Genomic DNA, 12080 nt, shown 5'->3' with positions numbered 1-12080 from the left:
CGTGAGTGGTAATTCGGGTTAGAACCCGAATTACCACTCACGACCACCAGCCACGGCAAACGGTGACCTTGTTTCCCCAGGTCACGCACACAAGTGTCCCTGCAGTACTAGCGGAGCACCCGGTCCACATAGGACTTGACCGCGGCGAGTGCCTCGGCGGACTGCCACAGCCGCTCGACCCGCGGGTCGTCCGAATGGCGGTATTCGGCGATCCGCTCGTGGAAGGGCTGCCGGATCTGGGCCTTGGTGTGGGCGAACGGCTCGGCGGGCAGGTCGCCCAGCCGGGCCGCGACCGCGAGGGCCCGCTCGAGCACTTCGTCCGGAGGTGCCTGCTCGTCGGCCAGCCCGCGGGCCAGAGCCTCGGAGCCGCCCCAGGTTTCACCCGGGTAGGTGAGCGACGGCAAACGGGTCGTCCCGTAGGCGCAGCGCAGGATCTCCAGCGCGGCCAACGGGAAGGGCAGTCCCACGAGCAACTCGGTGACCCCGATCCGGCCGGCTCCCAGCATCCGGTGGTCGCAGGCCGCGGCGAGCACCGCGCCCCCGGCGATGGCGTGCCCGTTCAGCGCGGCGACCACCGGACGCGGGCAGCCGAACACCGCCAGCAGCGCGTCGGACAGCAGCGGCAGGAACTCCGCCACGTACGGCGCCCCGCCCTCGTCGAGCCGTTTGAGGTCGACGCCCGCGCAGAAGATGCCGCCGGTCCCGGTGAGCACGACGGCGCGGGCCTGCTCGGCATCCTCGAGCCGCCGCACCAGCGCCCGGCACGAGTCGGTGTCGAGCGTGTTGCCCCGCCCGTGGTCGATCCGGAGCACGGCGACGTCGCGGTGGCTGTCCAGGGTGATCGGCACCGCCCGACCGTACCGCGGGGGTGGCGAGCCGGTCAGGTCCCGGACGAGAAGGGGCACTTTCACGTGAAAGTGCCCCTCCGGTCGGGCGGGCGCCTCAGCTGGTGATGTCTTTTCGAGCGAACCGCCGCCCGGCGTAGAGGAAGAACACCGTCCCGTAGATCACCGCCGACAGCATCCCGCTCGCCAGGTTGGTCCAGTCGACGTCCGTCGAGATCAGGTCCATCCAGGAGAACGCGTAGTGCGTCGGCAGGTAGTTCCGGAGCCCCTCCAGCGCGGTGATCTGGTCGAGGATCTGCGACAGGATCGCTACCAGCACCGCGCCGCCGACCGCGCCGAGCGGGGCGTCGGTCGACACGCTCAGCGCGAGCGCCAGCCCGGCCACCCAGGCCAGCTGCAGGATGATGTACACAGTGGACAGACCGATGGCGAGCAGGCTGTCGCCGAAGGACACCGCGTCGCCGGTCGGGCTGATCGCGTCGCCCGCGCCGTACCAGAGCACCCCGACGCCGAGTGACACCAAGGGCAGCAGCACCAGCGCGAACGCCGAGAGCAGCCCGGACACGATCGCCTTCTGCCGCAGCACCCGCTGCCGTGGCACCGGCACGGCCAGCAGGTACTTCAGGCTCGACCACGACGCCTCGCTCGCGATGGTGTCGCCGAAGAACAGCGCGACGATCATCGGCAGCAGGAACGTCCCCGACACGAACAGCGCCAGCACGACGAAGTTCGGCGCGGACGCCGTGGCCAGGTCGACGAACCCGCCACTGCGCCGGTTCGGGTTCGACTGCCCCGCCTCGAACGCGATCACCAGGATGAACGGCAGGAGCGCGACGAACCCGAGCAGGAACTGCGTCCGCCGCCGCTTCAGCTGACGCCGCAGCTCGACGCCGAGCCGCAGCGTCCGGCGGGCGCGGTAGCCCTCGACGGCGCCGTCCGGCCCGACGCCCGCGTGTTCGGCCGAAGCGACGTCGCTCAGCTCGTCCAGCGCGTGGGGATCGGTGTGCACACCCTCGGTGCTCATTTCGCCTCCGCGGGAGGAAGTACGTCGGCGGTCACGATTCTTCTCCGACCAGTTGCAGGAACGCGTCTTCCAGCCGGCGCCGGGGCCCGGCCTGCTCCACCGCGACGCCGGCGCGGACCAGCGCGGCGACGCCTTCGGCCCGCGGCAGCTCGCCGAGGTTCGCGTGCACGAGCTCGCCCTCGACGTCGACGTCGGTGACGCCGCTGAGTGCCTTGAGCGCCGCCGCGGCCGCCGCCGGGTCGTCGACCCGGAACGTCGCCTCGCCGCCCGCCGCGGCCAGTTCGCCGACCTCGCCCGAGGCGACCAGCGAGCCGCGGTGCATCACCACGACGTGCGTGCAGGTCTGCTCGACCTCGGCCAGCAGGTGGCTGGACACCACCACGGTGCGGCCGGTCGCGGCGTACCGCTTCAGCACCTCGCGCATCTGGTGGATCTGGGGCGGGTCGAGCCCGTTGGTCGGTTCGTCGAGCACCATGAGCTCCGGCAGGCCGAGCATCGCCTGGGCGATCGCCAGCCGCTGCCGCATGCCCTGGCTGTAGGTCCGCACTCGCCGGTCGACGGCGTTGCCGAGCCCGGCGATCTCCAGCGCCTCCGCGAAGTGCGCCTTCTCGGCCGGACGCCCGGTCGCCGCCCAGTACAGCTCGAGGTTCGCCCGGCCGGACAGGTGCGGCAGGAAGCCGGACCCTTCGACGAACGAGCCGATGCGCGAGAGCACCGGCGCGCCCGCGGTGATCTTGTGCCCGAACACGCGGATGTGCCCCGCGGTCGGCGTGATCAGCCCCATCAGCATGCGCAGGGTGGTCGTCTTGCCCGCGCCGTTCGGCCCGAGCAGGCCGAGCACCTGGCCCGGCTCGACGCGGAACGACAGGTCCTTCACCGCCAGGAACCCGCCCGCGTACTGCTTGCGCAGCCCCTCGATGACCAGCGGGGTGGTGGCGAGCTCGGGGTCGACGTCGGTGGCGCGCCGGCGGCGCAGGGCGGCGAAGAGCACCGCGGCGAGGCCGATCGCCAGCGTCACGCCGATGCCCACCAGCTGCCCGACCGGTGCCGGGGAACCGACCGACGTCCCCGGCACGACCGGCACGGCCAGCGCGGTGCCGCCGGCGAGCCCGATCCGGAACACCGCGGGCGCGGCCGGGGCGGCGAACGCCTGGTCGGTGGTGCCGACGACCAGCCGCAGCGAGTGCCCGCCCTCGATCGGCCGGACGATGCCCGGCAGCGTCACGGTGACGTCGACCGGGGTGCCGTCGGCGGGCAGCCCGCTCACCCGGAACGGCGCGATGGCGTTGGACGGCAGCACCCGCGAGCCGTCCTGGCCGACGTCGTAGAGCTTCGCGAACAGCACCGCGTCCGGCTGCGGGTGCGCCGGGTCCGCGGCGACCTGCAGCCGCACGGTGGACGAGCCGCTGACGACGACCTGGCCGTCGAAAGCGGCGGTGGTGAACTGCGCGGCCTGGCCGGGCGGGTCGTTGCTGAACAGCGCGCCGAGCCGCGTCGTGCTGCTCGCGATGCCGTTGAGCCCGGGGATCCCGCTGACCGCCGACGGGTTCGCCCCGGCCGGGCGCACCACCGGCTGGGCCGGCCCGGTCAGCGCCAGCAGCCGCCGCTCGGTCGCCGGCCCGGTCAGCCCGGGGTAGGCGGCCGCGTTGACCGTGCGGACCGACGGCGTCCCGTTGGCGCGCAACGTGCCCTGGACGTCGTAGCTGAAGCCCGTGCCCGGGTCGCCGCCGTCCAGCGCCGTCTTGAGGAAGTCGCCGATCTTGGCACGCAGCTGCGGGCCGGGCTTGCCGCCGTCGTGGCCGCCGGTGTACCAGATCGTCTTCACCTTGCCGCCCGCCGCGGTGATCTGCCGGGCGTTCGCGTCGGACTGGTCGAGGCCGAACAGCGTGTCGCTTTCGCCCTGCACCAGCAGCGTCGGCACGGTGATCTTGCCCGTCACGGACGCGGGGGAGACGCGGTGCAGCAGGTCGACGCTCGCCTGGCTCGCCTGCCCGGTGGTGCCGAGTTCGGTGTAGGCGCGGCAGACCGCGGCGGTGAACCGGCCACAGGGGTCGGCCGGTGCGCTCCGCGGCCCGCCCGCGCCCGGTGGCCCGGCGGGCAGAGCGGCCCCCGCGGCGGCGGTCCCGGCGGCGCCGGTGGATCCGGTGTCGGTCGCCTGCCCGGCCTCGGGCGCCTCGGCGGACGGCGAGCCGCTCGCCGCGGCGCCCGAACCGGCCGAGAAGAAGATGCCGGCCCAGCTCTTCTTGAAGACGCCGTCGGGGGCGAAGGCGCCGGCGGACGGGGTGCTGGGGGTCGTTGCCGCGGGGCTCGCCGCGTTCGGGACCAGGCCCTGGGCGAGGTCGTTGTAGGTGATCACGGGCGCGATCGCGTCGACGCGCTTGTCCGTGCCGGCCAGCAGCAGCGACAGCGCGCCGCCGTAGGAGGCCCCGGTGACGGCGACCTTCGGGTCGCCACCGGCGTCGAGGGTCACCTGGTGCTGCGCGACGAGCCGGTCGATCAGCCGGCTCGCGTCGGCGACCTCACCGTCCGGGGCGTTGAGGCCGATCTTGCCGGTGCTCTTGCCGAAGCCGCGCGCGGACCACGTCATCACGACGAAGCCCTTCCGCGCCAGCTCGCGGGCGTCGTCGGCGACGCTGTTCTTGGCCCCGCCGAAGCCGTGCGCGAGCAGCACCGCGGGCGCGGGCAGCGTCGTGGGCAGGTAGGTGGTCGTGTCGATCTTGACCTGCTCGGCCGAGCCGGGGGCGGCAGGCAGGTCGAGCAGGGCGTCCTGGGTGGGCACGGCAGGCGGGGCCGTGTCGCGCGTCGCCCAGAGGACGGTCGCGGCGGCGAGCACCGCCACGACGGCGCCGAGCGCCGTGAGACGGGCTCGGCGGGTGCGCGGGAGCGGGAGTCGGGGCACGAGCAAAACGGTATTTGAGTCTTGCTGAGAGTGCTCTCCGCGGTTCACAGTGATCACACGTTTCGGACCACCTGGTGGACCGAAGTGACCGGAATTACACGACCAACCTGGTGACGTGCGCGATCTCGGCTGGCGTTCCGGTGGGGGGAACCTGCACACTGGAGCCGCTGTGAGGGGAGTATTCCTTCGCGGCGGTGTCGTCAGCACGGTGGCCTTGCGTCCCCCGGCACCGTCGGCCGGGTGTTTCACCGGCGGAAGAGACCTCCGGTTAGTTGCTCATGCGCACTATCCGGAGGTTCGAGTTCCATGACTGTCCCCCTGTGGCTGTGGATCGCCACGATCGGTGGCCTGCTCGCGCTGATCGCGCTTGACCTGGTCATCGTCGATCGCAAGCCGCACGAAGTGACCACGGGGGAAGCGGCTCGCTGGGTCATCTTCTACGTCTCGTGCGCGATCGTCTTCGGCATCGGCGTGTGGGTCTTCGCCGGGCACGACCCGGGCGTCGAGTTCTTCACCGGGTACATCACGGAGTACTCGCTGAGCGTCGACAACCTGTTCATCTTCATGATCATCATGGGCTCGTTCAAGGTGCCCGCCATCCACCAGCACCGCGTGCTGCTGGTCGGCATCCTCCTCGCGCTCGCCATGCGGAGCGTGTTCATCGCCATCGGCGCCGCGCTGATCGCCCAGTTCGTCTGGGTGTTCTTCCTGTTCGGGGCCATCCTGATCTGGACGGCGATCAGCATGATCCGCAGCAAGGGCGAGGAAGAGGAGTACCACGAGAACGCCGTCACCCGGCAGGTCCGCCGGTTCGCCCCGGTGACCGACGACTACCACGGCCACAAGTACACGGTGAAGATCGACGGCAAGCGGATGATCACCCCGATGCTGCTGGTGATCGTGGCCATCGGCTCGGCCGACCTGCTGTTCGCCGTCGACTCGATCCCGGCGATCTTCGGCATCACGCAGGAGGCGTTCCTCGTCTTCACCGCCAACGCGTTCGCGCTGATGGGCCTGCGTCAGCTGTACTTCCTGCTCGGCGGCCTGGTGACCAAGCTCGTCTACCTCAGCTACGGCCTGGCGGTGATCCTCGCCTTCATCGGCGCGAAGCTGTTCCTGCACGCGCTGCACGAGTACCACGTCGTCCCGGACTGGCTGGACATCAACAACTGGGTCTCCCTCGGCGTGATCGTCGTCGTGCTCACCGTGACCACGGTGGCCAGCCTGGCGAAGGCCCGGCGCGACGAGCGCAAGGAGGTCGCCGCGTGAGTCCCCGCAAAACTCGTTCGCATCGCTAAGGAATCGGGTACGGTCGGGACGTGCGTCCTGCCGACATCGAAGACCTCGTCGTCCCCGGCCGTCCCGCCCTGCGCGGGAACCTGCTGCTCACGGCGGTGAAGAGACCGGACCTCCGAGCGAACGCCACGCACGGCGCGGTCCGGCGCGTGTCGCTCGGCGGCGGCGAGGCCGCGTGGACCCACGGTCCGCGCGATTCGGCCCCGGCGATCTCCCCGGACGGACGCTGGGTGGCGTTCCTCCGCGCGGGGGAGGGCAAGGGTGCCGGCGGCAGCCCGCAGCTGCACGTGATGCCGTCGGACGGCGGGGAAGCCCGCCGGCTGACGGCACTGCACCTCGGGGCCGGCGAACCGGTGTGGGCGCCGGATTCGCGGCGGATCGCGTTCACCGCCCGCGTACCCGAGCCCGGCCGCTACGGCACGCCGGACGCCGACGGCGAGACGCCGGAGCCGGCCGCCGAGGCCCCGCGCCACATCACGCGGATGGACTACCGGATCGACGACGTCGGCTTCCTGCGCGACCGCATGCAGCGGCTGTTCGTCGTCGACGCCGTCGCGGACCTCGAACCCGGGGAGCTCGAGCCGCTGACCGGCGACGGGTTCGACGCGGCCCACCCGGCCTGGACGCCGGACGGCACCCGCGTGGTCTTCACCGCGCCGCCGGACTGGGGAGCGGCCGAAAGCGACTTCCGCGACATCTGCGCGATTCCCGCCGAGGGCGGCGAGCCCGAGGTCGTCGTGCGCTGCGAGGGGTACTCGGAGCGGCCGGTGTTCGGCGCCGACGGCTCGCTGTTCTACTTCGGACAGTCTTTCGAGGAGCACCACGAGGCCGCGCCCACCGGCCTCTACACGGCGATGCCCGAGTTCGGCGCCGGCCCGGTGAAGGCGCGGCGGCTCACCGACGCCGAGACGGTGGACTGCGAGGCCACGGCGGGCCCGCCGGCTCCGCGCGGGGACGACGTCGTCGTGGCCGTCCGCCACCGCGGCGCGGTGGAACTGCGCGCGGTCTCCATGGACGCCGTCGATGCCCCGCTGGCCGACCTCGCGGTGGTCCACGCGGACCAGGCCGCGGTCCGGTCGTTCACGCTGGACGGCTCGGTGCTGGTGGCGGTGATCGCCACGCCGTCGACCGCGGGCGAGGTCGTGCTGCTGGGCGAGGAGGGACCGCGGGTGCTGACCGACTACGCGAAGCCGTTGCGGGACAACGGCATCCGGCCGATGATCGAGCTGGAGACCACCGCCCCGGACGGCTACCCGGTGCACGGCTGGCTGGTGCTGCCCGAGGGCGAGGGCCCGCACCCGGTACTGCGCGTGGTGCACGGCGGCCCGTTCACCCAGCAGGAGTGGGCGGTGTTCGACGAGGCGCAGGTGTACGCGTCGGCGGGTTACGCGGTGGTCGTCGGCAACCCGCGCGGGTCGGCGGGGTACGGGCAGACGCACGGCCACGCGATCACCCACGGCTTCGGCACGGTCGACGTCGACGACGTCCTGGCACTGCTCGACAAGGCGCTCGAACGCCCGGACCTGGACGCCTCCCGCGTCGGCATCATGGGCGGGTCGTACGGCGGGTTCATGACGAGCTGGCTGGCCGCCCACCACGGCGAACGGTTCAAGGCGGCGTGGAGCGAGCGCGCGGTCAACGCGTGGGACTCGATGCTCGGCAGCTCCGACATCGGTTACTTCTTCGTCGACGCCTACATCGGCTCCTCGCCGGAAGAGCAGCGTGCCCGGTCACCGCTGACGTACGCGGCGCAGGTCAAGATCCCGTTCGCGGTCGTGCACTCGGAGCAGGACTGGCGGTGCCCGCTGGAGCAGGCCGAGCGGATGTTCGTGGCCTTGCGCCGGGCGGGCGTCGCGGCGGAGCTGCTCGTGTTCCCCGGCGAAGGCCACGAGCTGAGCCGGTCGGGCCGGCCCCGGCACCGCGTCCAGCGGTTCGAAGCGGTCCTCGAGTGGTGGTCGCGGCACCTGTGATGCGGGGGCTGGTCTGCTTCGACGTCGACGGCACCCTCGTCCCCGGGACGAGTTCGTGCGCGTGGGTGGCCGCGGCGCTGGGCCATGAGGCCGAGCTCGTCGCGGCCGAAGCGGCCTACGTCGCGGGCTCGATGACCAACCAGGAGGCGTCGATCATCGACGCCCGCGGCTGGGCGGGGCACACCGAGGCGGAGGTCCTGGCCCGGCTGGCGACGTTGCCGCTGGTCGACGGGATCGCCGAGACGGTGGCGTGGTGCCGCGACCACGACCTGCGCCCGATCCTGACCACGCTCGCGTGGACGCCGGTGGGGCGCATGCTCGCCGGGCGGTTCGGGTTCGCGGCGTACTGCGGGCCGGTGCCCGAAGCTGTCGGCGGGCGCTACACCGGCGCGGTCGCCGAGCACCTGGACGAGTACGGCAAGCGGGACTTCGCACTGGCCCAGGGTTTCGCGCCGGAGCGGTGTGCCGCGGTCGGGGACAGCCGGTCGGACCTGCCGCTCTTCGCCGCCGTCGGGACGAGCATCGCCTTCAATGCGACCCCGGCCGCCCGCGTCGTCGCGACCGATGTCGTCGACGGTCCGGACCTGCGGGCGGTCATCCCGGTGCTGGCGACTCAGTTCAGCAGCGTGTAGTTCAGCTCTTCGCAGACCCGGCCCAGCGGGACGTCCAGGCCGGGGTGGTCCAGCGGCAGCAGCACGTCCGGCGCGATCGGGAGCGCGGCGCCGGCCGGCGGGTCCCACAGGCAGATCGCGGGGTCGCCGGAGTCCATCGACGAGCGGTACCAGAGGCCGTCGAAGTCGCTGAACGCGCCGCGGATCGCGCGGGCCCACGCCTGCGTCAGCTTCTTCGGCCCGCTGGACATCTCCTGCGACGCGCCCACCCGGGTCGGCCAGAGGCCGGTCAGGTCGAGCAGGCGCAGGGTGCGCGTCGGACGGACGACGACCAGCCGCGGACCGCGCGTGCGGCGGTCGACGGTCGAGCTGGTCTGGAAGACCTCGGCGACCGAGGTGCGCACGGTGAGGCCGAAGTACAGGACGCCGTTGGCGGGATCGGTGACCGGTGCGCCGCCGCGGCCGGGCGGCTGCTGGTCGAAGCGGCCGTGCGGGAGCGGGCCGGTGTAGCGGAACGAGTTCCACTGCTGGGGGTGGTTGCCGTGCGCGGTGAAGATCCGTACGAGCCTGGTCGCGGGCTGGACCGTAACCACGTCTTCGGCGCGGTTCAGCTGCCGGACCAGGACGGATCGGGCGGGCGGCAGCGGGAGCCGGGCCATGGGTCGGGGGTGGTCCGTCCTTGTCGGTGATCTTGCTCGGGAGAGTCCAGCCTAGAGCGGCGTGCCGAGCGTGGCGATGAGGCGGGCGACGTGGTCCGGGTCACCACCGGAGAGAAGCCATTGGCGTGGCGTCGCGGCCTGGTCGTTGATGACGAGATCGTCCTGCGGAGTGCTCATGAAGGCGGCGACGACGAGCGCGGGCTGGTCTTCGGGCAGCGCCTTCAGCACGACTTCCAGGCCGGGCAGCACACCCGAGCCGGCGAACTGCCACGCGGGGAGCCGCCACCCGCCGTCTTTCCAGCCGGTCAGCCGCCCTTCCTTGAGGCGGTGCCGGATCCGGCTGTCGTCGACCCCGAGCGTCTTGGCTGCTTCGTTGACGCTGAGCGCCCCTTCGGCGAGCACGGCATGGGCGGCGACGGTGCGCGCCCTGAAGTCGGGTTCGTCCTCCCGCCTCGGCGAGAGGTCCAGGCCGACGTCGGTCAGCGCGGCGCGCTGGTCGGCCGAGAAGTAGTGCGAGGGATCCGGATTCGGTGGGGACAGTCTGCGCGCGGCGTCTTCGACGAGAGTGAGGAACTCATTCGCGTCGACCTTCAGGCCCGCCTTGGCGAGGATGTTCTCCAGCGCTACAGACATGTGGCTCAGGTTAACCCGAAACAGCGCGGATGTGCGGGTTCGTGCGCTTTCTTGCCCTGTCTGTGCGTGAATTCACCAGAGATCGACACTCAGGGCACATCATTCAACACGTTGAGTAGTCAACTTCCGGTCAGTTTCCCTGGATCGGCGGCGGTTGTCCAGCCCCGGTTCGGCTTGACACTGGTTGCCCGTGGATCTACGTTCCGAATGAGTAAACGATTTCCGCTCCGTGCTCACAGGACCCGGCGTTCCGGCGCCGGCCGTGGGGGACACAGGGGGTGGGGCGTGCCTGGGGGGCCCGGCACGAGCCGGCCCCTCAGGCACGTCGCTCGGTCCCCGGCCTTCCGGCACGTGCGCCGACTCTCTCGGCACGCCGGCCGATTCCCGTTCGTTGACGCTTGCCAAGCCGAGCAGGGCCCGAGCGCCCCAAGGCGGCCTTCGGTGCGTCAGACGCACCGAAGGCCGCCTTGGGTGCGTCTGACGCAACCAAGGCCACCTTGGGGCGCTTGGGGCGGGGCGGGTGCTCCTCCGGCGTCAGCGGCGGGAGCTCTTCCGCACGATCAGGCGGGCTTCGAGCGTCGTCGTCGTTGCGTCGCGGGTGCTGTCCGAAATGCGGGCCAGCAGGAGCTGTGCGGCCACCCTGCCGACTTCGTACGCCGGTTGGGCGACCACCGTCAGGGGCGGGTCGATCAGCGTCGTCCAAGGTGCGTCGTCGAACGACACGATGCCCACGTCGCGGCCCGGGCGCAGGCCGCGGGCCGACAGGGCCTCCAGCACCCCGATCGCCATCGTGCTGTTCGCGACCAGGAGCGCGTCCGGCGGGGAGGGTTCGTCCAGCAGTTCCAGTGCGGCCAGCCGGGCGCCCTGGGCGCGGTATTCCGCCCGCCGGAACAGGACGTTCTCTTCGCCGACGACGTCCGCGTACCCCGCCAGGCGGTCTTCGGCCGTGCGGACCCCCGGGGGTCCGGTCAGGCAGCCGACGCGCCGGTACCCGCCGGCGAGCAGGTGCCGGGTGGCTTCGGCGGCCGCGTGGCGGGTGTCGACCAGAACCTGGTCGCCCTCCGCCGCCTGCAGTGGCCGGTCCACCGCCACCAGCGGCGTGCCCTGGCGGTGGAGGCCCTCGACGTTCGTCGACCGGCCGGTGGGCGACAGCACCACGCCGGCGACGCGCTCCTGCAGCGCGACCTCGATGTAGCGCCGCTCCTTGTCCTCGTTCTCGTCGGAGTTGCACAGCACGACCGAGTACCCGGACCGCTGCGCGAGATCCTCGACGCCCCGCGCGATGGCGGTGAAGAACGGGTTCTCGACATCGGAGATGATCAGCGCGAGCACGGCGGTCTCCTGACGGCGGAGGTTCCGGGCCAACCCGTTCGGGTGGTAGCCCAGCTCGGCGGCGGCCTCCTGGACCCGCGCGGCCAGCGCGGGGTCCACAGTGGACTTGCCGTTGAGCGCGCGCGACACGGTCGCCGTGGAGACGCCGGCTCTCGCCGCGACGTCGCTGATGGTGGCCACACGCCCTCCCTGATCACTCGTCGAGGGGGAGGATAGCGCTCTTGGTAGTCGTTTACCGTCCGCTTACCTTTTTGGGTGAACAGCCACTTCCGGTTGACCGCAGGGGTTACGCCGAACGGAGTCGATCACGCACCGCAACGTCCACAGTGGAGAGTGCGCGGAAGAAGTGGCGCGGCGTGAGGCCGGTCAGCGCCCGGCAGTCCCGGCCGAGGTGCGCTTGATCGGCATACCCCGCGGCGGCGGCCAGCGCGGCCGGCCCGCCGACGCGCGGAGCCAGCGCGACGGCCCGCTGGAACCGGCTGACCCGGAGGTAGGTGGCCGGCCCGTACCCGACGGCGTGGACGAACCGGCGCCGCGGCCGCCGCTCGCTCACGGCGCCGGACAAGACGGGGTCCTCGACCTGCGCGACCACGAGTTCCGCCGGGTTTGCGCCAGTTTCCTGCGTCCGAGGTTCGTTGACAGCGGCTCGGGTCAAGCGCCCCAAGGCGGCCTTGGTTGCGTCTCACGCACCCAAGGCGGGGTGGATTCATGTGGTTGTTGCAACATGCTCTACATCGGACAGTAGCATGTTGATCTTTTCCTGCGGGGTAAGCCAGTTCAGAGTCTTGCGGGGACGGTCGTTGAGCCGGGC

10 protein-coding genes are annotated in these 12080 nt (G+C 71.8%); 3 read left to right on the top strand and 7 right to left on the bottom strand.

The genetic code is table 11. The annotated features are described in order from the left end of the window. Positions 1-107: 107 nt before the first annotated feature. The 3 genes from ACLJQF_RS48745 to ACLJQF_RS48735 form a co-directional block, all read right to left on the bottom strand. Complete coding sequence (locus ACLJQF_RS48745; protein ID WP_410617501.1) at positions 108-848, bottom strand: enoyl-CoA hydratase/isomerase family protein; 741 nt, start codon at positions 846-848, stop codon at positions 108-110. Between the two features lie 94 nt (positions 849-942). Next, positions 943-1869, bottom strand: coding sequence for an ABC transporter permease (locus ACLJQF_RS48740; RefSeq protein ID WP_410617500.1), 927 nt, complete (start codon positions 1867-1869; stop codon positions 943-945). A gap of 31 nt (positions 1870-1900) precedes the next feature. Continuing rightward, on the bottom strand, positions 1901-4768 hold the full coding sequence (locus tag ACLJQF_RS48735) for an alpha/beta fold hydrolase (RefSeq protein WP_410617499.1): 2868 nt from the start codon (positions 4766-4768) through the stop codon (positions 1901-1903). 306 nt (positions 4769-5074) lie between these two features. Here ACLJQF_RS48735 and ACLJQF_RS48730 point away from each other — a divergent pair, with 306 nt between their 5' ends. From ACLJQF_RS48730 to ACLJQF_RS48720, 3 genes are read left to right on the top strand one after another with little or no spacing between them, the layout of a single operon-like run. Beyond that, positions 5075-6037, top strand: coding sequence for a TerC family protein (locus tag ACLJQF_RS48730; RefSeq protein ID WP_410617497.1), 963 nt, complete (start codon positions 5075-5077; stop codon positions 6035-6037). A 50-nt stretch (positions 6038-6087) separates the two neighbouring features. Further along, positions 6088-8034 (top strand): S9 family peptidase, encoded by a 1947-nt coding sequence (locus ACLJQF_RS48725; RefSeq protein WP_410617496.1) that lies wholly within the window; start codon positions 6088-6090, stop codon positions 8032-8034. Next, positions 8034-8666 (top strand): HAD family hydrolase, encoded by a 633-nt coding sequence (locus ACLJQF_RS48720; RefSeq protein WP_410617494.1) that lies wholly within the window; start codon positions 8034-8036, stop codon positions 8664-8666. Before ACLJQF_RS48725 ends, ACLJQF_RS48720 begins: the two co-directional genes overlap by 1 nt. Here ACLJQF_RS48720 and ACLJQF_RS48715 read toward each other — a convergent pair. The 4 genes from ACLJQF_RS48715 to ACLJQF_RS48700 all read right to left on the bottom strand — a co-directional run bounded on the left by ACLJQF_RS48715 (position 8648) and on the right by ACLJQF_RS48700 (position 11834). After that, positions 8648-9304 (bottom strand): RES family NAD+ phosphorylase, encoded by a 657-nt coding sequence (locus tag ACLJQF_RS48715; RefSeq protein WP_410617492.1) that lies wholly within the window; start codon positions 9302-9304, stop codon positions 8648-8650. The genes ACLJQF_RS48720 and ACLJQF_RS48715 overlap by 19 nt on opposite strands. Before the next feature lie 51 nt (positions 9305-9355). Further along, positions 9356-9937 (bottom strand): DNA-binding protein, encoded by a 582-nt coding sequence (locus ACLJQF_RS48710; RefSeq protein ID WP_410617490.1) that lies wholly within the window; start codon positions 9935-9937, stop codon positions 9356-9358. Positions 9938-10471: 534 nt separating this feature from the next. Further along, positions 10472-11449 (bottom strand): LacI family DNA-binding transcriptional regulator, encoded by a 978-nt coding sequence (locus tag ACLJQF_RS48705; RefSeq protein ID WP_410617488.1) that lies wholly within the window; start codon positions 11447-11449, stop codon positions 10472-10474. Positions 11450-11555: 106 nt separating this feature from the next. Continuing rightward, complete coding sequence (locus ACLJQF_RS48700) at positions 11556-11834, bottom strand: helix-turn-helix domain-containing protein (RefSeq protein ID WP_410617487.1); 279 nt, start codon at positions 11832-11834, stop codon at positions 11556-11558. Positions 11835-12080: the final 246 nt, after the last annotated feature.

This window comes from Amycolatopsis sp. lyj-109, from assembly GCF_046548995.1.
GTDB lineage: Bacteria > Actinomycetota > Actinomycetes > Mycobacteriales > Pseudonocardiaceae > Amycolatopsis.
The sequence above is the reverse complement of the archived record's forward strand: the minus strand, read 5'-3'. Positions and strand labels throughout refer to the sequence as shown.